Consider the following 22,453-nt stretch of genomic DNA (forward strand, 5'->3'; position numbering starts at 1 on the left):
AAGCAGGCAAGGAGCGGATGATGAGCGAACATATTGCGGTGATCGAGCAGGCTGGCGTGCTGGAAATCCACATCGACCGACCCGACAAGAAAAATGCGCTGACCGCCGCCATGTATCGCGCCATGACCGCCGCGCTCGCCGATGCGTCTGCGCGTGCGGACATTGGCGCCGTGCTGTTCGCGGGGCGTGGTGACGCCTTTTGCGCGGGCAATGATCTGAAGGATTTTCTGGCCGGGCCGGAAGGGGGCGCTGCCGCCTTCGCTTTCATCCGCGCGATCGCCGCGTTCGACAAACCGCTGGTCGCGGCAGTGCAGGGGCTGGCCGTTGGCGTCGGCACGACCATGTTGTTCCATTGCGACCTGATCTACGCCGCGCCCGATGCGCGCTTCGTCATGCCGTTCGTCAATCTGGGGATCGTGCCGGAAGCCGGGTCCAGCCTGCTCGCGCCAGCGTTGATGGGTCATGCGAAGGCCGCAGCGATGCTGATGCTGGGCGAACCTATGGATGCACAAGGGGCTGACCGCGTCGGCCTCGTCACCGCCATCGTTCCGGCCGACCAGTTGCTCGACCATACCCGCGCCAAGGCCGCCGCACTGATGGCGAAACCGCCCCAGGCTCTCGCCGTCACCCGCCGCTTGATGAAGGGCGATCCCGCCACGCTCACTGCCCGGATCGACGAGGAGGCGCGGCTGTTCCGCGAATCGCTGACATCACCCGAAGCACAGGAAGCCTTCACCGCCTTCTTCGAAAAGCGCGCGCCCGTATTCAGGCGGGGCTAGGGCCGTCGGCCTGCTTGCCCAGCCGTAATTCGCTCACGATCACCGCTGCGACGATCATCGCCCCGCCCAGCAGCGCCATGGGCGGCAGCCGGTCGCCAGCGATCCGCCCGATGATCCCGGCCCAGACCGGCTCGCCTGCATAGATCAGGGTCGCCCGCGTCGGCGACACGGTGCGCTGCGCCCAGTTCATGACCAATTGGATGATCGCCGTCATCGCGCCCAGGCCGCAGGCAGCGATCACCACCGCCCAGGAAAAGGGCGGGATCGCCTCGCCCACGGGCATCATGCAGGCGAAGGCCAGCAGCGACGTCACCGCAAGCTGCACCACCGTCACCCGCAATATGTTGACGCTGCCTGCAAACAGGCTGATGAAAATAATCTCCAGCGCGATCGGCACCGTGCTGACCAGCGTGATCAACTCGCCCTTGCCCAACTTCACCCCGTCTTGCGGCGCGGCGACGAGCAGCAGGCCGATAAAGGCCAGAACCACCCCGATCCAGCTGGCAAGACGCGGGCGGCGGCGCAGGATGATCCATTGCAGCACCGGCACCAGCGGGACGTAGGCCGCCGTGATGAAGGCCGAAGAACTGCTCGAAATCGTCTGAAGGCCCCAAGTCTGGAGCGTGTAACCCGCGAATATGCCCAGCCCGATCACCAGCCCGGCCCATAATTCGCGCAATGTCATGCCGCGCAGCAGCGGAGCCGCCAGCGGCAGGGTGAGCAGGGCCGCCGTACCGAAGCGCAGCCCGACGAAATAGAGCGGGCCAGAATGCGTTACTGCGCCATGCACGATCAGAAATGTGCCGCCCCACAGGATCGTTATGCCGATCAGGGCCAGTTCCGCGCGGCCTATAAGCCAGCGGCTTGGGACGGGCTTACGGTCTAGGACGGCGGCATGGGTCATGACCGACCGCTATGGACCGCGCAGGGCGCGGTCAAGCCAGGGGTGCGCGGGATGCGCCCGCGCACCCGGACGGATTATTCGTTCTTCAGATCCTTGCCCGCTTCTTCCAGTGACGCGCCGACATCGCGCTTGGCGGCATCCGCCTTGCGTTCCGCATCTGCGGCCGCATCGCTCGTCGCGGCGCCGATCTTGTCCGCGCCCTCGTCGATCGTCCGTCCGGCCTCATCCAGGCCATTGTCGATCTTGTCGCCAGCCCGATCAACCGACTGGCTGATGTCATTGCCGATCGAAGCGCCAGCGTTTTCGACGCTATCCTGGGTCTTTTCCGAGCAAGCCGACAGGCTGGCGATAGACAGGACCGCTAGGGCGGCCAGAACTGAAGTGCGCATGATGTCTCCTTTTCCCCATGGCATGGAAGGAGATAAGCGCAGCAGGCGCGATAAGGTTGCGTCGGCGGGCCTATCCGCCGCGCAGGCCGAACACCATCGACCGGTCCTGATCGGGGATCAGCCCTTCCAGCACCCGCCAGAAGCCGGTGACCGATCCTTGCCCCGCCTGCGCATAGGCTGCCGCCATCTTCTCGCGCAGGGCGCGGAACAGTTCCGCCTCCAACGCTGCGCCCGCTTCGCTCAGCCGCAGCAATTTCTGGCGGCGATCACTGGCGCCGGGCCGCGTCTCGATATAGCCGCGCTCGATCAGGTCGTTAAGAACCCGACCCAGTGACTGTTTGGTAATGGCCAGCAGCCGCAGCAGATCCTTGACCGTCAGGTCGGGCTGGCGCGAAATGAAATAAAGCGCGCGATGATGCGCCCGGCCCAGCCCGATCGCGGCCAACCCCTCGTCGATGGACCGGGTCAGCGCCGAATAGCCGAAATAGAGCATTTCGATCCCGCGCCGTATCTCATCCTCGCGCAGGAACAGCGGGGAAGCGGGCGACATCTGGGCCGAGGAAGGCGATGAACTGGTAACGGTCATGGCTGTGATGATCCAGCGCGGGAGGAAAGTATCTTATTGCCGTCCCAAAAGGATGATGACTAGTGGTCCGATTCTGACATTTGCTACCTTATGGGGTAAGGCCTGTTCAAATGTCAGAATCTTTTCGGACCACCAGCCCGCTTTTATCCTGGTGGATTTTGCGATTTTGACATTTGCAGGCCCATCCTAGCCGCCAGGGGGATGCAAATGTCAAAATCAATCCGCCGGGCTTTCCTTTCGCCAATCACACGCTATATGCCTGACCGCGTCGACGATAGTCGGCCCTGCTGGGGCGTCGCCAAGCGGTAAGGCAGCGGCTTTTGATGCCGCCATGCGCAGGTTCGAATCCTGCCGCCCCAGCCAGCATTACCTACGGCTTGAATCTGCTGTTCAACGCCTACGACATTTCCAAAGTTTCGAAGACGGTTCGTTCCTAGGCATTTGCCTTTAGGAACAGCGTCTTTGTGCTTCGAGGTGTCGCGGGCCGAAAGGCAGCGAGGCCATGAGCTATGGTCAAAGAGGCAAGCGAGCTGCACCGTTCTCGCTTCGCCTGTCGTTTGAAGAACGAACCAAAGTCGAAGCCAACGCGGGCAACATGCCCGTGGCGGCTTATATCAAGTCACTTCTCTTCGCGGACGATGCGCCGCGATATCAGGCTCGCTCGAAAGAGCCGGTCAAGGATCACCAGGCGCTCGCGCAGGTGCTGGCATGTCTGGGTGCCAGCCGCCTGTCGAGCAACCTGAACCAGCTCGCGCATTCGACGCACGTTGCGACCTTCTACTTCGATGAAGATACGAAGGCGGCGATCCAGGGCGCGTGCCGCGATGTCAGGATCATGCGGCAACTGTTGATGACGGCCCTCGGGCTGAAGCTCGATGGCGAAGAGAGGCCGCGCGAGTCGGTCGCGCAGTCTTTCACGCGCGCGACCGTACCGACGCGGCCACGGCCATGATCCTCAAAGGCTCGCAACGGTCGGGCGCGAAGCCGCTGGCCGTTCACCTGCTCAATGAGCGGGACAATGATCATGTCACCGTGTTCGAGCTGCGCGGCTTTGTCGCAAGCGATCTGCTGGGTGCGTTTCGAGAAGCGGAAGCGATCTCGAAGGGCACGCGCTGCACGCAATATCTGTTCTCGCTCAGCCTCAATCCGCCGATTGGCGCGTCGGTCAGCGAGGAGCAATTCCGCCAGGCGGCGGAAGAAGCGGAACAGCGGCTCGGCTTGAAAGGCCAGCCGCGCGCCATCGTCTTCCACGAAAAGGAAGGTCGGCGGCACGCACATGTCGTGTGGTCGCGCATCGATGCGGAGACGATGAAGGCGATCAACCTGTCGCACTTCAAGCGGCGGCTGAACGAACTCGGCAAGGAACTCTATCTCCAGCATGACTGGCCACTGCCGGACGGGATGAAACATGCGGGCGGCAAAAGCCCGCTCAACTTCACGCTGGACGAATGGCAGCGCGCGAAGCGTCTCGACATCGACCCTCGGGAAATCCGGCAGGTTTTCCGGGAAGCGTGGAAGCAGTCCGACTCGCTCAAGGCGTTCGGGGCGGCACTGGCCGAACGTGGGTTCTTTCTCGCGAAGGGCGACCGGCGCGGCTTCGTCGCAACGGATGCCCAGGGCGAAGTCTTCGCGGTCGCCAAATGGACCGGGCTGAAAGCCAAAGAGATTACATCCCGGTTCGGTAGCCCGGATCATCTGCCTGACGTGACATCGGTCCAGCGCGAGGTCGCAGGGCTGATGACCGAAAAACTGCGCAGCTTTATCGCGCAAGTGAAGAGCCAGCATCAGCGCGATGCATCATCCTTGCGCGAGGCGCTTATCGCCATGCGCGGACAGCACCGCGCGAAGCGCGAAACCCTGAAAGCCAGACAGGCGGAACGCTGGAATGCGGAGACGGCAGAACGTGCCGCTCGCATCCGAACCGGGTTCATGGGTCTGATTGACCGCGTGACGGGCAAGGCCAAAGCCCTGCGCGACGAGAATCTGCGCGAAGCCATGGCGGGCCTCGTCCGCGATCAGAAGCAGCGCGACGCGCTGGTCTTCGATCAGATGCGCGAACGCGCGGTGCTCCAGGAGCGCATCAACGCGATGCGCCTGCGCCATCTTGAAAACCGCAAGCTGCTCACGCGCGAAGTCGTCCGCTTCATGCGGGCGGCACAGCTCAGCCGTGATGCGCAACTCGAACGGCCTGATCCGACATCCCCGGATCATCCGCACCGCCGCCCACGCGGCATCTCCCACGACCGCTAGGAAAAAGGAGTCCTTCCCATGTGGAAGAAAAATGCTGATCTCATCGTGCTCGGCGCGATGGCGCTGCTGTTTGCCTCAAAATTCTACTTCTTCCAGTTCTATGTCGGCACCGCACTGCAACAGGTGATGATGGTCGGGCTGGCATGGGTGCAGGGTTATGCGCTCGGCTGGCTTTGCTCGCCGCGCGCACGCGCGTTTCGGAAGTTCATGATGATCGCGGGGTTCACGCTGCTTGTGCTCGTGGCCATCGGTGATCGGGGCAAGCTGGGCTGGAGCCTGACCACGCTGATCGCGCTGGGATGTTTCCTCATCGCGTTCAGTTCATGGTTTCGGGGGGCGTTCGATCATTTCTTTGATCGGCCTACCACGTTCGGCTCCGCTGAATGGGCGTCGCTGCGCTACATTCAGAAGCATGGACTGATCGGTCTCGATGGCATCCGTCTCGGCGGGTTTCCATGCGAGGACGGACTTGCGCCTCTGGCCTATACGGGCGACCGCCATCTCCTGACCGTTGCGCCGACCCGTTCGAACAAGGGCACGTCAGCGATCATTCCGAATCTGCTGCTGTACAAAGGCTCTGCGGTTGTCGTCGATCCAAAGGGCGAGAATGCGATGATCACGCGCGCCCAGCGCGCGAGGATGGGCCAGGAAATCCATGTCGTTGATCCGTGGGGCATCACTGACGGCAAGGTGCAGCCCTCCCGGTTCAACCCTCTCGACTGGCTCCGGCTGGATGATCCCGACATTGCCGAGAATGCCATGATCCTGGCGGACGCGCTGGTCATACCCAGCGTGAACGAGCCGTTCTGGTCGGATGAGGTGCGCGCACTGTTCCAGGGTGTCATCCTGTTCGTCGCGACGGATGAAGACGAAGCGCAAGATCGTCACCTTGGCCGCGTGCGCGATCTGCTGCTGCTGGATGGACTCGATCTAAAGTCGCTGTTCATGGGGACTGTCAGGAATTTCGTGTGCGGCGAGGCATAATGGGCAACAAGGAGACCCAATATGTCACGACGGAAAGAACCCTCAATACCGAACGCCATTCTCGATCAGTTGCTGGCCGGCACTGACGCGGCAGCGGCACTCAGCCAAGGCGGCCTGCTCGATTCTTTGAAGAAGGCCTTTGCCGAACGCGCCCTCAACGCGGAGATGGATCACCATCTTGGCCAGGAGGAGCAAGGGAACAACAGCCGGAACGGCTATGGCCGCAAGACGGTGACGACCGACGGTGGACGGATCGAGATCGAGGTTCCGCGTGATCGAGCGGGCAGCTTCGATCCTCAACTGATCGCCAAGTATCAGCGTCGCTTTCCCGGCTTCGATGACAAGATCATCTCGATGTATGCGCGCGGCATGAGCACCCGTGAGATCACCGGGCATCTGCGCGAACTATACGGCATAGAGGCCTCGCCCGACCTGATCAGCACGATCACCGACGCTGTGCTGGAGGAGGTTGCGGCCTGGCAGCAGCGGCCTCTGGACCCAGCCTATCCGTTGGTTTTCTTCGATGCGATCCGGGTCAAGATCCGCGACGAGGGGATGGTCCGCAATAAGGCGATCCATATTGCCCTGGGCGTCATGGCCGACGGCACCAAGGTGGTCCTTGGGCTATGGCTGGAGCAGAATGAAGGCGCCAAATTCTGGCTGCGCGTCATGAACGAACTGCGCAATCGCGGCGTCGAGGATATCATGCTGGCCGTCGTCGATGGCCTCAAGGGCTTTCCCGATGCCATCACCGCCGTCTTCCCCGAAGCGATGGTCCAGACCTGCATCGTCCATCTCCTGAGGAACTCGATGGATTTCGTGGCATGGAAGGATCGCAAGGCGCTCGGAACAGCCCTGAAGGCCATCTATCGTGCCGTCGATGCCGCAGCCGCCGAGGAGGCGCTGACCGCCTTCGAAGCCAGCTTCTGGGGCCAGCGCTATCCCGCTATCGGCCAGAGCTGGCGCCGGGCATGGCCTGAGGTCATCCCATTTTTCGCCTTCCCCGACGAGGTCAGGCGGATCGTCTATACGACCAATTCAATCGAGGCCCTCAATTCCAAGCTCCGCCGCGCTGTCCGGGCGCGGGGCCATTTCCCCAACGATGAGGCGGCGACAAAGCTGCTCTATCTGATCTTGAACCGATCGGAGAAAGAGTGGAAAATGCCACCGCGTGAGTGGAACATGGCGAAGGCGCAATTTGCCGTGCTCTTCGGCGAACGTTTCATCAGGGCCATGACGGCCTGATGGTCAACCGCCTCGCCGCACACGAAATTCCTGACAGTCCCCTGTTCATGCGTATGGCGGCGTCGCCGCATCACGTCGTCGCCAGCACCGGACGGCGGTCGCTCCAGAAGGAAGAGCGGCTGCTTTCGAACGTGCTCTCCTCGGCACAGGCGCAGACCAACTTCCTCGACAGCCACCGCGTCCGTGAGAGCCTGTCTGCGTCGGACTTCTCGTTCGAAGACCTGAAGCTGCGCGAGATGACGGTCTATCTCGTGCTGCCTGCGGATCGCCTGAAGACGTTTGACCGCTGGCTGCGTCTGGTCATTCAGCAGGCGATCACCGTCAATGCGCGCAACATCGAACTTCAGCCGGAGCACCCCATCCTGTTCCTTCTCGATGAGATGCCTGCGCTCGGTCGCCTGACCATGGTCGAGCAGGCATTCGGGCTGATGGCAGGCTTTGGCATTCAGCTCTGGGGCATAGCCCAGGATCTGAGTCAGCTGAAGAGCATCTACGGCGACGGGTATGAGGGCATGATCGCGAACAGCGGCATGATCCAATATTTCGGGAGCCGGGACCGGCTGACGGCGGAGTATTTCTCGGCCCTTTGCGGTGTGACGACGGTCTGGAATCTGAGCCATGCGATTGCGCGGACCTTTGGCTCATCCTCGGGCAAGGATGGCACGTCAACCAGCTCGTCGATGAGCAACACCCAGAACTATGCATTCGCACAGCGCAAGCTGGCGTTCCCTGACGAACTGATGCGCCTGCCCAGCGGCAAGCAGCTCATCTTTGTTGAGAACCATCATCCGATCATGGGCACCAAAGTTCGGTGGTTTGAAGACCCTGGGCTGAAGACGCTCGGGCGCAACCTCCGCGCCGAACAAGAAGTGCGGGAGAGGGTCGATGGATAAGGACAAGCCGTTCTCACCCTTTGCGAGGGCGGCACAGCCGCCCCGCCCTGTGCAGCGCGATCAGGACAACACGCAGCAGCGCATGCCGCCACCGCAAAACATCCGTCTGCCCAATCCCCGGCTGGCCCCTCCGGGTATGTCAGGCATTAGAGTACCGCAGCCGATGGAAATGGGGCGGGAAGCCTCGCCGATCCGCGTTCCCAAACCGCCGCGAGAGGTCGGCAAGGCGAGTGATGTCAATCGGGAGTTCAAGTCGATTGTAACCGAGAGGCCGGACAAGGGAATCAGCCGCTCACGGTAGCGCAGTTGGACATTGCGGGCGGAACAAGCAAGGGGGGCTAAGCCCCCCTTGTCATGCCGGAATCGGCCATGATACTCTTTGTATATCAATGCCTTCGGCACTCCGTCATACGCGCTCGCAATGCGGTTCCGCTCTTTTCATGATCCTGCTGGCCGTCGTGCTGTTTGCAGCGCTTTCTTATGCTGTCACGAGCTCCATACAAGGCGGCAGCAAGGACGGTTCGAGCGAGAATATAAGAACTCAAGCGGCTTTAATTGTCGGGAACGCCACACTAGCAGAAAATCTGGTCAAACGGCTGATGCTTTCCGAAGGGGTTAAAGAGGACCAATTTTGCTATCTATGGGGCAGCTCAAATTGCGTTACCAGCAGAATTCCGGGAACATGGATTTTTGCCCCTAAAGGCCCGGTCGCCAATATTTCTTTTTTTCCTCCATATATTATCGAAAATTACAGCTCTGTTGGCCCCGGACTAATAGATGCAAGAATAAAAGGCGTTGGAGATGATTCAAGATCAGAAATGCTGTATGCGATAGTCGGCATCAGCCGTTCTATATGCGAAGAAATAAATAGAAATCTGGGAATGAGCAATACATTTCCGGCAGATAATTTTACCTATATAAGATATTTAGCTCACGCTATAGATGGTGCCGTATTCGCCGAAGCCCCGGCATCCGATGCATGGGTTCCCGCCAACCAAGCAATGATTGGGGATGAGGTTAGCGAATTGGTGGGGCGCACAGAATTTTGTGTCGCTAACTGGAAATGGGGCGGTGAGCCAACCTATGTGAAAGTGCTAATCGCCCGTTGATCTGGGGACATAGAGCAACGCGACAGCCCTAATCGGAGCGGGCGGCGACAGCCCTAGCCGGAGCGGCCAGCGCGGCGCTCTAGCCTTTGACAAGATGAACTGCGCAATGTGTCAGAAATCAAGATCATCAGGCATTGGCTTCTGCGCTGGTCTCGCAAACTTCCACTCGCGCTTTTCCATCCGGCTGCGGCTGACCTCGAAATCGTCCGTGGCGAAGGTCACACCCGTGATGTGGTGGGCCGAGATGGCATTCGTCATGACGGCAAGCGTGACGTCTCGGGCATCCTCATTCGGATCAAATCGCGGCGGCTTCGTGAAGGCAAGAAAGCCGAATTCATCATCCGGTTCTTCCTTCTTTTCCGGAGCGGGCGGGACTTCCTCCCACACTCGATAATCGGTTTCGTCACCGTCCTCGGTCGAGTCATACTGGCGTGCCGAAATTTCCGTGCCTTTTGGAATCTCCAAGTGCTGTACGCGCGATGCGTGATGGAACAAGACGACGTTGCGATGATCGCCAGGTGATTGGACGGATGGGAACAAGATACCGTCGAGGGCCGGAGCTGGCTGCCGTGCCAGATAATCGGCGATCATCTGGGTGATCAGATATTCGGTTGGCTCATCGTCTGGCATGACCGGCATGGTGATGCGGTCGCTCAGCCGTCCCATGAATTTCGCGAGCGATAGCTGTTCCAGATAGTCAGGATCAAACACGCTGCCATCGACATAAACCGATTGCAAAACGGTCACGTCGAGCAGACGTAGTGGCCGCATTATTTTGAATTCGGCCACGAGAGCGCGACTACCGACAGGCGGGCGCACCTCGGCGAGTGCGACGCCTTTGTCGGATGCGCCATAGAACATCGAGATGCCGTTCGCATTCATGCGGCCAGCACGGGCGAAGCGTTCGGGCGGCGGCCCGAGGTGGAGATCGGGACGCTTCATGGCCTCATCGAGGTCATCCGATTTGTGGAACACCCGCGCACGGAAGAACGAGGCGTGCGCGGTATCGGGGCCAGCGGCGACGACCACAGGATGGCCGTCGCGCGTCGTGCGTCCGTCGAGATTGGCGAAGAGGCGCGCGAGAAATGCTTCTGCTCCCTGATTGAAGAAGCGCGATTGGGATTTGAGGGAGCGTTCGATGTTCCGCCATTCGAACGCAAACTCGTGATCGCGCGCGCTCTTCCATTCGTATCGGCTATCGGAATCGAATTCACATTCTTCGCCCATTTGCGCTGACTCGAAGTCAGCGTGGCGGTCTTCCAGAATGTCGAGGACATCCTTTGCTGCATCCTCCTCGATGGACGCAGCCTCGGCAATGGCTTCGAGGACGGGCTCGCCGTGACGGTCCCAGTCGTAGTCGATCTCCTTGTCCCGGAGCAGCATGGACTCGTACATATCGGGCTGATCCGAAGTGCGGTAGTAGTGTCTTTCGAAAGCGCCTTCGATATGATCGGCAAGCTCCTCAATCGGAATGCATTTTTCTTCATCGTCACCGCAGTAATGGCAAAGAGCGACCTCGCCATCGGTTTCGATGAGGTTGCTCAGATAGGCCTCGCCGACACAGTTGTGGCAAATTTTTCGATCATCATCGGCTGACATGGTTGGCCCCATTGAACATCGAGAAGGTAGCGATCATTCTGATTGGGACTGTCAGGAATTTCGTGTGCGGCGAGGCATAATGGGCAACAAGGAGACCCAATATGTCACGACGGAAAGAACCCTCAATACCGAACGCCATTCTCGATCAGTTGCTGGCCGGCACTGACGCGGCAGCGGCACTCAGCCAAGGCGGCCTGCTCGATTCTTTGAAGAAGGCCTTTGCCGAACGCGCCCTCAACGCGGAGATGGATCACCATCTTGGCCAGGAGGAGCAAGGGAACAACAGCCGGAACGGCTATGGCCGCAAGACGGTGACGACCGACGGTGGACGGATCGAGATCGAGGTTTGAGGATCAGCGTGCAATAGGCACCCCCTTCGTGGGGTGATCGGCGTGCAAAAAGGACCCCTTCATCCCGGGGATTTAGTCGGCCGACTGGTTTTGATCAGTTGGCGAGAACGGGATGTTGATCGTGGAGACAGTGGTTCGGATTCGGCGTGAGCATGCAGCGGGTAAGGCGATCAAGGCGATCGCTCGTGACCTTCGTTTGTCGCGGAAGGTCGTCCGCAAAGCGATCCGGTCGCCGGAGGCGGCGTTCAACTATCAGCGCAAAGTCCAGCCGCTGCCGCGGATCGGTCCTTATCAGGATCGTCTCGATGCGCTGCTTGAGGAGAACGAAGGTCGCGGCCGCCGCGATCGGCTACGGATGACGCGTATCCATGACCTGCTGGTGCGCGAGGGGTTCGATGGATCCTATGATGCGGTGCGCCGCTATGCGGCGCGCTGGCGTGCTGCGCGGCGGAAGGATGCTGGCGAAGGCGCACCGGCGTTCATCCCGATGACCTTCCAGCCGGGTGAGGCCTACCAGTTCGACTGGAGCCACGAGGATGTGGAGATCGCCGGCAAGCCGATGCGGGTGAAGGTGGCGCATATGCGTCTCTGCGACTCGCGCGCACCCTATGTCCGGGCCTATCCGCGCGAGGGCCAGGAGATGCTGTTCGATGCCCATGCCCGGGCGTTCGCGTTCTTCGGCGGTGTGCCGCGACGCGGTATCTACGATAATATGAAGACGGCGGTGACGGCCGTGTTCACCGGCAAGGAGCGTGTGTTCAACCGCCGCTTCCTGATCATGACCGATCATTACATGGTCGAGCCGACCGCCTGCTCGCCGGCGGCGGGATGGGAGAAGGGCCAGGTCGAGCAGCAGGTCCAGACAATCCGAGGCCGCTTCTTCCAGCCGCGGCTCCGGTTCGCCAGCCTGGCCGAGCTCAACGGGTGGCTGGAGGCCGAGTGCCGGCGCTGGGCCGAGCATCATGCCCATCCCGAACGCGGGGATATTACCGTCGCCGAGGCGCTGGATATGGAGCGACCGGCCCTGCAGCCGATCCTGGCACCGTTCGACGGCTTCCATGAGAGCGAGCATGCCGTCACCGGCACCTGCCTCATCAGCTTCGATCGCAACCGCTACTCGGTCATGTCGACGGCCGCACGCCGGACCGTTCAGGTGCGCTCCTATGCCGATCGCATCGTCATACGCTGCGGCGATGCGATCGTCGGGGAGCATGAGCGCCACTTCGGTCGGAACCGCACGATATACGATCCCTGGCATTATCTGCCGGTCCTCGCGCACAAGCCCGGCGCGCTGCGTAACGGCGCACCGTTCCAGGACTGGGATCTGCCGCCCGCCCTGCACCGATTACGGCGAAGGCTCGGCACCGGGGACGAGGCCGATCGCAGGTTCGTGCGGGTCCTCTCGGCGGTGCTCACCGATGGCCTGGAGCCGGTAGAGGCTGCCGTGCGCGAAGCGTTGGCGAACGGAACGGCCAGCGACGAGCTGATCCTCAACATCCTCTCCCGGCGCCGCGAGCCGGCGACACCCCACAGCATCGTCACTTCGGAAGACCGGATGCTGCAGCATCCTCCGCTCGCCGACTGTGCCCGCTATGATCTGCTGCGAGGCTATGATGCAGCGGCATGATATGATCGACACGATGCGCGGCCTCGGACTCAAGGGCATGGCGGCGGCGTTCGACGAGGCGGTCACCACCGGCCTCCAGCGCAAGCGCACCACCATGGAGATACTGACCGACCTGCTCCGTGCTGAGGCGACCCACCGGGATGCAGCCTCCATCCGCTATCGGATGACGGCTGCGAGGCTGCCCGTGGTGAAGGACCTGGAGCGGTTCAGCTTCGAGGGCACACCGATCAATGAGGAGATGATCCGCTCCCTTCACGATGGCTCCTTCCTCCCGCCTCGCCGCAATATCGTGCTGGTCGGCGGCACGGGGACAGGCAAGACCCACCTCGCCATCGCGATCACCGCCAATGTCGTGCGAAGGGGCGCTCGCGCCCGCTACTTCAACACCGTCGATCTGGTGACACGCCTCGAAGAGGAGACCCGGATCGGCAAAGGCGGGACCCTGGCGGCGCAGCTGTCGCGGCTCGACCTGATCGTTCTCGACGAGCTCGGTTATCTGCCGTTCGCCCGCTCGGGAGGGCAGTTGCTGTTCCACCTCATCAGCAAGCTTTATGAGCGGACCAGCGTCATCATCACCACGAACCTCGCCTTCGGCGAATGGCCGACCGTGTTCGGCGATCCCAAGATGACCACGGCGCTGCTCGACCGCGTCACCCACCACTGCGATATCGTCGAGACGGGCAACGACAGCTGGCGCTTCAAAAACCGCAGCTGGACACCTCGAAAAACTCTGGCGTTTGATCGGCGGATTTGATTCACTTCGTCGGCGATGCGTAGGAGGCGATGATGGCAAGTCAGCCTGGTTTCTTCGATCTTTCGGACCGGTACGATGCGCTGAGCGCGGCGGGCGATCCGCTGGAGCGATTAGCGGCAGTTGTGGATTTCGAGGTTTTCCGTGGTCCGCTGGTGGCAGCGCTTCGTCGCTGCGTTCGCGGCAAGGGTGGGCGACCGCCCTTTGATCCGGTGCTGATGTTCAAGATTCTGGTTCTACAGGCGCTCTATTCGCTGTCGGACGAGGCCGCCGAGTTTCAGATCAAAGACCGGTTGTCATTCCAACGGTTCCTGGGCCTTGGGCTCGATGGCACCGTGCCGGATGCGACCACGGTGTGGCTGTTTCGGGAACGCCTGGTAAATGCCAAGGCCATAGACAAACTTTTCGCTCGCTTCGACGCTGCCCTCAAGGATCGGGGCTATCTCGCCATGGGCGGGCAAATCATCGACGCTACGGTCGTGCAGGCACCCAAACAGCGCAATACCGAAGCGGAGAAAGCAGCGATCAAGGAAGGCGGCGTGCCCGAGGGCTGGAAGCCGGCCAAGACCCGGCAAAAGGACCGTGATGCGCGCTGGTCGATCAAGTACAGCAAGGCCAAGATCAAAGAGGGCGCCGATCCCAAGGCGGCTAGGCCGGTCGATCTGGCCATCCCGATGTTCGGGTACAAGAATCATATCGGCATCGACAAAACCCATGGGCTGATCCGCACCTGGGATGCCAGCGCCGCCAATGCCCATGACGGCGCACGGCTGCCGGTTCTGATCAGTAAGGACAACACTGCCTCCGGCGTCTGGGCTGATACCGCCTATCGATCCAAGAAGAACGAGGCGTTCCTGGCCAGTGGCATGTTCACCAGCCACATTCACCAGCGGCGTAAACCGCGGCGAGCGTTGCCTGAGCGGATCGCCAAGGCCAATACCCGGCGTTCCAAGATCCGCGCCCAGGTCGAGCATGTGTTCGCCGGGCAAAAGAACCGCATGGGGCTGGTCGTGCGCACCATCGGCATCGCCCGCGCTACCATCAAGATCGGCATGGCCAACTTGGCCTATAACTTCCAGCGCTTGGCCTGGCTCGAAGGGCGAACTGCGCCTGCTTGATATGAACCAAGCGCTACCGACGGTAAATCCGGCCACTGCGGCACCGGCAATATCGAAATCACCGACAAATACGCTGCAACATCACTCCTTCCACGCCGCCTCAATCCGCACCGTCGACCCTACACGCAAATCCAGCGGTTCTTCGAGGTGTCCAGCTGACAGCCACCTTCGGCGCCTTCAAAAATCTATCTTGCGCTGCGCGCGCCTCCGGTCGGGCTACGCCCGCCCTCCGCCGCACGCAGCGCAAGGCCATCTTCAACAAACCAGCATCATATTATCTGAAAAGGGGGTCCCTCTTCGACGCCGATCGGGGGTCCCTTTTGAACGCCGTTTGACAAACATCATCGAATCATGCGGGAAGCGGAGACGGCGGTGGCCGCCTCCTTCGTCCCTCAGCGGCGCTGGTTACCGGCCCAACAGTCCGCGCGCTTGACCGGCAATTTCGGCCAGCATCGCCACATTGGGCGTCGCCGCGGCCTTGGCGCGTTGTACCAGGGTGCGGAACTGGCGGATGCGGGGGCCGCGCTGGATCAGCCATTGCTCGACATGGTCCGATATGTCCTTGCCTTTGCCATGGGCCAGGAAATCGAGCCGGACCTGCTGCATGTCGCGGGCGACGCCCGAAATCAGCAGCCGCTCCCACGGGTCGCTCGGCTCCATGCGCGCGGCGGCTGACTGGACCCAGTCGATTCCGACTGCTTCGCCCAGATGGGTGAAGGCGCGGGTCAGCGCGACTTCACCCACGCCCATCTTTCCGGCCAGGGCCGCGATTCCGACTGCGCCGTCCAGCTTGAACAGACCCGCCGCACGCCGCGCCAGAGCCTCTGGCGCGCCGAGCGCCAGCAGCCTGTCTGTCACCGCATTGGTGCGGCGCTGTGCTTCGCTCGTCAGCAGATCGTCGACCTGCGCCGCCAATGTGCCGACTCCTTGTTTGAGGGCAGCCAGTCCGGCGCTGGGCAATGTTCCGGCCGGTTGGCTGCGCAAGATGTCGGCAATCTGCGCCCGCATCCCGCTGGCAATGTCGCCGAACAGGGCAAGGCGCGCGCTTTCCGCCATCTCGGCGGCGTCAATATCCGCCCATAGCGCGTCGATGTCATAGAGGCGCTCGGCAATCAGGAAGGCGCTGGCCATGTCGCCCAGCGAACAGCCTTCCTCCTCCACCATTTCAAACGGATGGATCAGGCCCAGCCGGTTCACGATGCGATTGGCGACCTTGGTGGCGATGATTTCCCTGCGCAGCGCATGGGCGGCAATCGCATCGGCCTCCTTTTCCTGCATCGCAGGCGGGAAGGCGGCCATCAATTCGCCAGTCATGCTGTCGTCGCTGGCGATGTCGCTTTGTTCGATCGCATCCTGCAAGGACAGCTTGGCGGTCGAAAGCAGCACAGCCAGTTCGGGTCGGGTCAGCCCCTGGCCGTCCTGCCCACGCCGCAGCAACTGGTCATTGGCGGCCAGTCCTTCAACCTGCCGGTCAAGGCGCCCACTTTCCTCGAATGTCTCGATCAGGCGGACATAGCTTGCCAGATCCGCCGCGCCGCCATTTTCGGCGATCGACAGTCCCAGCGCCTGAAGGCGATTATCCTCCAGCACGATCGCGCCGACGGCATCGGTCATGCTTTCCAGCAGCGCATTGCGCTCCTCGAACGGCAGGCGACCCTCGGCCATCTCCTTGTTGAGCGCGATCTTGATGTTAACCTCATTATCCGAACAATCGACGCCCGCGCTATTGTCGATGAAATCGGTGTTGATCCGTCCGCCATGCAGCGAAAAGGCGATGCGCCCAGCCTGCGTCGTGCCCAGATTGGCACCTTCACCGATCACCTTGACGCGCAGTTGCTCTGCATTCACGCGCAACCGGTCATTGGCGGGATCGCCGACATCGCTGTGGCTTTGCGCGGCCGCCTTTACATAGGTGCCAATGCCGCCGAACCAGAGCAGGTCGGCCGGGGCCTTGAGGATCGCGGAAATCAGCGCGGTCGGCTCCATCTCGGCATCGGTGACGCCCAGTATCGCCTGGATTTCCGGAGTCAGCGTTATGCTCTTGAGCGCGCGGGAAAATACGCCGCCGCCCTTCGAGATCAGCGCCTTGTCATAATCGTCCCAGCTTGAGCGGGGCAGCTGGAACATGCGGTTGCGCTCCTCCCAGCTTCTGGCGGGATCGGGCGCAGGATCGAAGAAGATGTGACGATGATCGAAGGCGGCGACCAGCTTGATCGCCTTGCTGAGCAACATGCCGTTGCCGAACACATCGCCCGACATGTCGCCGCAGCCCACGACGCTGATCGGTTCGCTCTGCACGTCGACGCCCATTTCGGCAAAGTGGCGCTGGACGGAGATCCATGCTCCGCGCGCGGTGATACCCATCGCCTTATGGTCGTAACCGTTAGACCCGCCGCTGGCAAAGGCATCGCCGAGCCAGAATTTGCGGTCGAGCGCAATGCCATTGGCCACGTCGCTGAAGGTCGCCGTCCCCTTGTCGGCGGCGACCACGAAATAGGGGTCGTCGCCATCGCGCACGACGACCTGGGCGGGGTGCTTCACATGATCGTTGACGATATTGTCGGTGACCGACAGCAGCGCGCGGATGAAGATGCGGTAGCTTTCCGTACCCTCGGCCAGCCAGGCATCACGATCGGCCTGCGGATTGGGCAATTGCTTGGGATAGAAGCCGCCCTTGGCCCCGGTCGGCACGATCACGGCGTTCTTCACCCGCTGCGCCTTCATCAGGCCCAATATCTCGGTGCGGAAATCGTCGCGCCGGTCGGACCAGCGCAACCCGCCGCGCGCGACCGGCCCGGCACGCAGATGGATGCCCTCTACCCTGGGGGAATAGACCCAGATTTCGCGCCATGGCAGCGGCGCGGGCAGGCCGGGAACCTGCGCGCTGTCCAGCTTGAACGCCAGCGCCTCGACTGCGGCCTTGCTGAAGAAATTGGTGCGCAGCGTCGCGGTGATGACCGCGCGCAACAGGCGCAGCACCCGATCCTCGTCGATCGCGGTCACGGCTTCCAGCCCGGCGTCGATCGCCGCCTGCGCCTCGGTCACGCGCGCGTCCGCGCCATCGCGCGCGGCGGGATCATGCAGCGCCTCGAACAGGGCGACCAGATTGACGGCAACCCCCTGCGCACGGCGCAGCGTTTCGGCAAAGGTCGCCATGCCATAGGCCATGCCGGTCTGGCGCAGATAGCGGAACAGCGCCCGGAACAGCACGACCGATCGCGGCGTCAGCCCGGCGGTGACGATCAGTTCGTTGAAGCGGTCATTTTCCGCCCGGCCTTCCAGCACCTGGGCGATCGCTTCGGTGACGATGTCGGCGCGGTCGACCACGCCCTGTGCATCGCCGCCAGCGGGCAGTTCCAGCACGAAACGCTGGACATGGCCCAGCGCGCCCTTCTGGCCATTGGCGTCGATGGCCGTCGTCATCTCCTCGATCACGCGAAAACCGAAATTCTCGAACGCCGGGACGACTTCTGACAAGGCGATCGTCATATGGCTGTAGAGTTTGAGCCGCAGCCGTTCCGCGCTATCCTCAGGATTGCGATAGATGCGGATCGATTTGTCGTCCGCCCCGGACAGACCATGGATCAGGCGGATGTCGATAGCCGCTTCGGCTGGCCCGGCGCCGTTGCGATAGACCGCAGGGAAACCCCCGGCGTAGCGTTGCGCCAGCGCGGCGGCGCGGCCCGGCTCCTCGGTCTGGGCCAGCGCTTCCTCGACGGCGGGCAGCCAGCCGCGCACCATCTGCTTGAGTTGATGGTCCAGTTCCGCGTCATCCGGCACCACGCCGCCTTCGCGCAGGTCGAGCGTGATGCGCAGCAGCGCCAGTCCGCCTTCCTCCAGCGCGATCGACCAGCTGAGAACCGGCCCGTTCGACGCCTGCGCCAGCATATCCTGCACCGCCATCCGGCGCGCGGTCGACAATTCGTCGCGCGGCAGCCAGACAAAGGCATAAAGATGGCGCGCCAGTGCGCTGGTCGCGAGCGCCAGTTTCGGCCGCGGCCGGTCCGTCAGCGACATGAAGGTCAGCGCCAGCCGCTCCAGCGTCTCGCGATCAAAGCCGATCGTGATGTCATGGGGCAGGGCAGTGAGCGCGTGGGCCAGCGTCTTGCCCGCATGGCCCGCCGGATCGAAGCCGAACTTGTCCATCAGGTTCGACAGCGTCGATCGCAGCAAAGGCACCTTGTCCGGGGTCGCCGACAGGCCCGAACTGGTCCACATGCCCGCATGGATCGACAGCGCCTTGACCTCGCGACCTTCGCGCACGGGGATGATGATCAGGTCGAGCAGCACATGGCGATGAATGCGCGAGAGGCGGCTGGACTTGATGATCAGCGGCGTGCGTTTGCCTTCCTCGAACCACACGAAGGCGGCTTCCAGCGAAGCCGGGGCGATCAGCGTCTTGTCGCGCAGGGTGCAGATGCCGAGCTGCGACTGGGTGGTACCGTCGCGGTTGCACAGTTCGTGCCCGGTCTGGGTGAAATGGCGCGCCAGGAACCAGCGCAGCAGCGCCGCGCCTTCCTCATCCGGCACAGCATCGGCGTCCGCCGACATCGCCGCCTGCATCGGCGCCCAGTCCGCCACCGCCGCCCGCACGTCGGCCAGCGTATCGCGCATCGCCTTTTCCAGCGCCCGCCGCGCCTTGGCGTCTGCCCGGTCCGCTTCCATGTAAATCATCGATTCGCGCCGCGCGCCCGGCGCGTCATCGTCCAGAATGGCGGCGATTGATCCGTCGGCATGCCGGGTTACCGACAGGACGGGGTGCAGCAGGCGGTGGATGGTGATGTCGGCGGCCGCGAGCGCGTTGGCGATACTGTCGACCAGAAACGGCATGTCGTCGTTGACGATCGCGATCCGCATGTAACGGCCATTGGCGCCTTCGCCCAATGTTTCGACCATGATGGCGGCTTCGCCCGGCTTGCGCCCGTTGGCGGTGCGGCCCAGAAAGGCGGCGGCGGCGGCAATGCCATGCTCGTCCAGCCCTTCGCGTTCGCCGGGCAGCGCACCACGCTCCAGCGCTGTCTCCAGCGCCTCCCGAATGAACTTGTCGACTTCCTTGATGTTCGCGTCCGCCAGCGCCGTCATTCGCCTAACCTCTCATGCGGGTTCGTCCCGCTTGGAATTGAACGGAGGAGGCACTGGATCGCCGCCATGCGTCTCCTCGGCTTTCGAGCGTCTATATGCCTCCGCCCATCGGGAGGCTCAAGTCTGATTGCGAAATAAAGTGTCTTAACATTGAAATAATATGATGCACCGCAACATGCCCCGAACAGGCCGGCGGGGCAGGTCGTGACGTGACTATCGGCCAGCCCGCGCCGCATGTCGAGCGGGATACAGGCGCTTTCGGCGCATTTTGCCGCGATCCGCCCAAGCCAGGCGGCGCGTCGTGCCGCGCCACGCCTATATGTTGCAGCGCTGTCCCAAAGGGGGGGCGGCTCTGTTACTCCGTGAACATATTTCTGTCGGTGACGACCAGATTGGTGACCCCGCAATAGTCGACCGGGCTGGTGAACGCGCGGGCGTCGGCAAAGACCACGCGGGTCTGCACTTTGCAGCGTTCGTCGCCATAAAGGCGCTCTAGTGGCACGGTGGCCCTAGACAAAGGGTTAGTACTATCGCCAGCGACTTATGTTACCAGTTGCCGCCTATGTCCTTGATGGCTTTAAGAGGGGCTTTCTCGCGTTCCGAAGGACTGGCGTGGTTGCGCACTAGTTCCAACATTTCCGGGGCGGACCCGGATGCATATTAGCCCATGTGATCTGCGATCAAATACTCTCGTGCAATGGTCAGGAACTGATCACTACTTGCTGCATCGAAGAAGCGGACCCGATAGGGTCGGCCAGCCCATCCAGCAGGGCGAAACCGACAACTTCAAAGCCGCGTTGCAGAACAGGATGAAACCAGCCGTGGATGGGTCGTCGAACATACCTATCCTGCTTGACTATCAGCGGGGGAGGGGGAAATTGAGAACGGGGGAATAGTCTAGAGCTAACCCTTTTCACAACTTGCAGGTGCCAAGTTGCTCAATTTGGACGGCTTTATTAGTTGCAAAGTATCTCTCAGCGTTGCCCACCGCGGCAGGACAAGATTAAGATATTCTAAATAGTAATCCATTATTTCTGACATACTTTTTACATCATTTCCTGTAATTAGCACAGAAGATGATATCATACTAGTATAGACTGAAGCGATATGTTCGTAAGGATTCTTAGATAGTCGATGGCGATGTAGGAATTCTGCTATAGTTAACATGATGCACCATGCTCTTACGTCGGATCTGGCATGGGTTTTATCAAAAGTATAATCATCATTGTCCCGATAAGGAATTACGTCATCACCGAGAAACATAAGAAACGCGCATATCAAAGAAAACTCACCTAAGTCGTTAGGGGATTTATACGAAAATTTGAGAAACTCTGGTACTTTTGAATATTTTTTATTCATGGCGCTGCGAACCATGTTTAGCCAACCAATTGCAGCAAAAGCATCGGCGTCAAATTCTAGCGTGTTATACGTTCTCAACGAGGAGCTTCTGTCCTCGAATAAATGAATTCCATCAATAGAAAGAAAATTTTCTTTCGATATTTTAAAATCTAAATGCCCGTTCAAGATATGGCCAATTTCATGAAATATAACCATTCCAAAGACGCCACATAATAGTTTAAAAAGAGATGGATCTTTGGTGGTCGTAATAATAGGTATTCCATTTTCTCTAGGTAGTTTTTTGTAATTTTTTTCTGTGATAACTTCATGGAAATCATCTGATATGTCCATGAATTCTTTTCCAATTTCAGTACATGGCCATATGCTGCAGTTTCTAGCTAGTAAACCAGTAAGTCCGCTAAAATAACAAATAACATATCTGTCTCGTATTTTAGAACAAAATGCATTTTCTAAACCATCACAATCAATAAAGCAGATATTAATTTCCGAATTGCAACCCCATGTTAAATTACAGTAATTTATAATATTATCTGCTAAATTACATAGGACGGCATTGATCGGGGATAATGAATAAATATCTGAGAGTCGGTTTCGAAACTCATGCTGACCGTGCCAGTCTGCGGATCATGAGCAGTGCGGCGGCGGCGTAGAGGAAGGCCGCTGCGGATTTCAGCGTAGCCTCGACATCCTTGGCCAGGCGGCGATTTCGGTTGATCCATGCGAAGAAGCGTTCGACGACCCAGCGTCGTGGCAGGACGACAAAGCCGGTCTGACCGGTGATCTTGTTGACGATCTCGACCTTGATATTGGTGGCCTGGGTGACGCGCTCATGGTTGTAGCCACCATCGGCCCAGACCTTCTCGATGAACGGGAACAGGCTGCGGGAGATTTGCAGCACTGCGCCGCCGCCATCACGATCCTGCACATCGGCGGTGTGGGGTTCGACCAGCAGCGCCCTGCCATCGGTATCGACCAAGGCATGGCGCTTGCGGCCCTTGATCTTCTTGCCGGCGTCGTAGCCCCGTGGGCCGCCGCTTTCCGTAGTTTTGACGCTCTGGCTGTCGATGATGGCCGCGCTCGGGCTGGCTTCGCGCCCCACGCGTTGACGATCCGCCATCACCAGCGCGTGGTTTATCCGCTCGAACACGGCCTCGTCCCGCAAACGGGCAAACCAGCGATAGACCGTCTGCCATGGCGGAAAGTCTTTCGGCAGCAAGCGCCATGCGATCCCGCCGCGCAGAACATAGAAAATGGCGTTCACGATCTCACGCATCGGCCATCCGCGCCGTCGTCCGGTCGAACCGGGCATCGGCAGAAAAACTGCGATCAACTGCCACTCCGCGTCGATCAAATCCGTCTGGTATCGCTTCGAGACCCGCGTATGCTGCGCGCGGGTGGCTGGGGTCCACATACCTGCCTCCGAGATGT

19 protein-coding genes, 1 tRNA gene and 1 pseudogene are annotated in these 22,453 nt (G+C 60.8%); 13 read left to right on the forward strand and 8 right to left on the reverse strand.

All coding sequences use genetic code 11. The features are described 5' to 3' along the window. The first annotated feature begins 20 nt into the window (after positions 1–20). Complete coding sequence (locus tag AC07X9_RS02040; RefSeq protein ID WP_017183102.1) at positions 21–779, forward strand: enoyl-CoA hydratase-related protein; 759 nt, start codon at positions 21–23, stop codon at positions 777–779. Here AC07X9_RS02040 and AC07X9_RS02045 read toward each other — a convergent pair. The 3 genes from AC07X9_RS02045 to AC07X9_RS02055 form a co-directional block, all read right to left on the reverse strand. Further along, the gene (locus AC07X9_RS02045; protein WP_017183101.1) at positions 766–1,683 is read right to left on the reverse strand and encodes a DMT family transporter; all 918 of its coding nucleotides are present in this window, start codon (positions 1,681–1,683) and stop codon (positions 766–768) included. The genes AC07X9_RS02040 and AC07X9_RS02045 overlap by 14 nt on opposite strands. 74 nt (positions 1,684–1,757) lie before the next feature. Beyond that, positions 1,758–2,072 (reverse strand): hypothetical protein, encoded by a 315-nt coding sequence (locus tag AC07X9_RS02050; protein ID WP_017183100.1) that lies wholly within the window; start codon positions 2,070–2,072, stop codon positions 1,758–1,760. 70 nt (positions 2,073–2,142) lie between these two features. Beyond that, positions 2,143–2,658 carry a MarR family winged helix-turn-helix transcriptional regulator gene (locus tag AC07X9_RS02055; RefSeq protein WP_174302216.1) on the reverse strand — a complete coding sequence of 172 codons (516 nt, stop codon included), beginning with the start codon at positions 2,656–2,658 and terminating at the stop codon, positions 2,143–2,145. 288 nt (positions 2,659–2,946) lie between these two features. Between AC07X9_RS02055 and AC07X9_RS02060 the strand changes: the two genes are divergently transcribed. The 8 genes from AC07X9_RS02060 to AC07X9_RS02095 all read left to right on the forward strand — a co-directional run bounded on the left by AC07X9_RS02060 (position 2,947) and on the right by AC07X9_RS02095 (position 9,139). Beyond that, positions 2,947–3,021, forward strand: a tRNA-Gln gene (locus AC07X9_RS02060). Between the two features lie 139 nt (positions 3,022–3,160). Next, positions 3,161–3,610: a hypothetical protein gene (locus tag AC07X9_RS02065; protein ID WP_176342093.1), complete on the forward strand. Its 450-nt coding sequence runs from the start codon at positions 3,161–3,163 to the stop codon at positions 3,608–3,610. Beyond that, positions 3,607–4,908, forward strand: a complete 1,302-nt coding sequence (locus AC07X9_RS02070) for a relaxase/mobilization nuclease domain-containing protein (RefSeq protein ID WP_086485429.1) — start codon at positions 3,607–3,609, stop codon at positions 4,906–4,908. Before AC07X9_RS02065 ends, AC07X9_RS02070 begins: the two co-directional genes overlap by 4 nt. An 18-nt stretch (positions 4,909–4,926) precedes the next feature. Further along, positions 4,927–5,892 (forward strand): type IV secretory system conjugative DNA transfer family protein, encoded by a 966-nt coding sequence (locus tag AC07X9_RS02075; RefSeq protein WP_086485430.1) that lies wholly within the window; start codon positions 4,927–4,929, stop codon positions 5,890–5,892. A 21-nt stretch (positions 5,893–5,913) separates the two neighbouring features. Then, the gene (locus AC07X9_RS02080; RefSeq protein ID WP_026002694.1) at positions 5,914–7,137 is read left to right on the forward strand and encodes an IS256 family transposase; all 1,224 of its coding nucleotides are present in this window, start codon (positions 5,914–5,916) and stop codon (positions 7,135–7,137) included. Next, positions 7,137–8,030 carry a type IV secretory system conjugative DNA transfer family protein gene (locus tag AC07X9_RS02085; RefSeq protein WP_086485431.1) on the forward strand — a complete coding sequence of 298 codons (894 nt, stop codon included), beginning with the start codon at positions 7,137–7,139 and terminating at the stop codon, positions 8,028–8,030. The genes AC07X9_RS02080 and AC07X9_RS02085 overlap by 1 nt, the downstream gene beginning before the upstream one ends. Then, positions 8,023–8,331 (forward strand): hypothetical protein, encoded by a 309-nt coding sequence (locus AC07X9_RS02090; RefSeq protein ID WP_140159551.1) that lies wholly within the window; start codon positions 8,023–8,025, stop codon positions 8,329–8,331. Before AC07X9_RS02085 ends, AC07X9_RS02090 begins: the two co-directional genes overlap by 8 nt. Positions 8,332–8,470: 139 nt before the next feature. Then, complete coding sequence (locus AC07X9_RS02095; RefSeq protein WP_140159552.1) at positions 8,471–9,139, forward strand: hypothetical protein; 669 nt, start codon at positions 8,471–8,473, stop codon at positions 9,137–9,139. A 111-nt stretch (positions 9,140–9,250) separates the two neighbouring features. On the opposite strand, the gene AC07X9_RS02100 is transcribed toward AC07X9_RS02095, so the two are convergent. Then, a complete protein-coding gene (locus tag AC07X9_RS02100) occupies positions 9,251–10,738 on the reverse strand; it encodes an RES family NAD+ phosphorylase (protein WP_086485432.1) in 1,488 nt (495 codons plus the stop codon). A gap of 101 nt (positions 10,739–10,839) precedes the next feature. Here AC07X9_RS02100 and AC07X9_RS02105 point away from each other — a divergent pair. The 4 genes and pseudogenes from AC07X9_RS02105 to AC07X9_RS02120 all read left to right on the forward strand — a co-directional run. Further along, positions 10,840–11,085, forward strand: a pseudogene (locus AC07X9_RS02105) (transposase); the annotation flags it as partial. Positions 11,086–11,200: 115 nt separating this feature from the next. Further along, complete coding sequence (istA, locus tag AC07X9_RS02110) at positions 11,201–12,715, forward strand: IS21 family transposase (protein ID WP_021238707.1); 1,515 nt, start codon at positions 11,201–11,203, stop codon at positions 12,713–12,715. Further along, positions 12,702–13,469 carry an IS21-like element helper ATPase IstB gene (gene istB, locus AC07X9_RS02115; RefSeq protein WP_086485926.1) on the forward strand — a complete coding sequence of 256 codons (768 nt, stop codon included), beginning with the start codon at positions 12,702–12,704 and terminating at the stop codon, positions 13,467–13,469. The genes istA and istB overlap by 14 nt, the downstream gene beginning before the upstream one ends. A 32-nt stretch (positions 13,470–13,501) precedes the next feature. Then, positions 13,502–14,584 carry an IS5 family transposase gene (locus AC07X9_RS02120; protein ID WP_031309815.1) on the forward strand — a complete coding sequence of 361 codons (1,083 nt, stop codon included), beginning with the start codon at positions 13,502–13,504 and terminating at the stop codon, positions 14,582–14,584. Positions 14,585–14,989: 405 nt separating this feature from the next. Here the strand turns inward: AC07X9_RS02120 and AC07X9_RS02125 are convergent, their stop codons facing one another. The 4 genes from AC07X9_RS02125 to AC07X9_RS02140 all read right to left on the reverse strand — a co-directional run bounded on the left by AC07X9_RS02125 (position 14,990) and on the right by AC07X9_RS02140 (position 22,436). Further along, positions 14,990–19,666 carry an NAD-glutamate dehydrogenase gene (locus tag AC07X9_RS02125; RefSeq protein WP_017183327.1) on the reverse strand — a complete coding sequence of 1,559 codons (4,677 nt, stop codon included), beginning with the start codon at positions 19,664–19,666 and terminating at the stop codon, positions 14,990–14,992. Between the two features lie 355 nt (positions 19,667–20,021). Further along, a complete protein-coding gene (locus AC07X9_RS02130; protein WP_167383149.1) occupies positions 20,022–20,168 on the reverse strand; it encodes a hypothetical protein in 147 nt (48 codons plus the stop codon). Positions 20,169–20,569: 401 nt separating this feature from the next. Next, entirely contained in the window at positions 20,570–21,355 is a 786-nt protein-coding gene (locus AC07X9_RS02135) for a hypothetical protein (RefSeq protein WP_140159553.1), read from the reverse strand. Between the two features lie 268 nt (positions 21,356–21,623). Then, on the reverse strand, positions 21,624–22,436 hold the full coding sequence (locus AC07X9_RS02140; protein ID WP_086485423.1) for an IS5 family transposase: 813 nt from the start codon (positions 22,434–22,436) through the stop codon (positions 21,624–21,626). Positions 22,437–22,453: the final 17 nt, after the last annotated feature.

The sequence above is a fragment of the Sphingobium sp. GW456-12-10-14-TSB1 genome, from assembly GCF_059424385.1.